The sequence below is a fragment of the Bacillus sp. SIMBA_008 genome (assembly GCF_046535495.1).
Taxonomy (GTDB): domain Bacteria; phylum Bacillota; class Bacilli; order Bacillales; family Bacillaceae; genus Bacillus; species Bacillus subtilis.
Genome location: NZ_JAWRWL010000819.1, coordinates 1 through 256 on the forward strand (window position 1 = coordinate 1; position 256 = coordinate 256).

General features: G+C 48.0%; 1 protein-coding gene. It reads left to right on the forward strand.

The window, feature by feature from the left end; translation table 11 throughout:
• On the forward strand, window positions 1-256 hold a 256-nt coding region (locus SB658_RS25605), incomplete at both ends, for a His/Gly/Thr/Pro-type tRNA ligase C-terminal domain-containing protein (RefSeq protein ID WP_410603264.1).

The following is a 256-nucleotide window of genomic DNA, read 5'->3' on the forward strand; positions in this document are numbered from 1 at the left end:
GTTACGGAATCGGCGTGTCCAGAACGCTTTCTGCCATCGCTGAACAGCATCACGACGAAAAAGGCTTAATCTGGCCGAAGAGCGTTGCTCCGTATGATCTTCATATTTTGGCGCTGAATATGAAAAATGAAGCGCAAAAAGAGCTTGCTGAACAGCTTTACAGAAAATTCCAGGCGGAAGGTTATGAGGTTTTATACGATGACCGCGCTGAACGCGCAGGCGTGAAGTTTGCTGATTCTGATCTGATCGGCCTTCC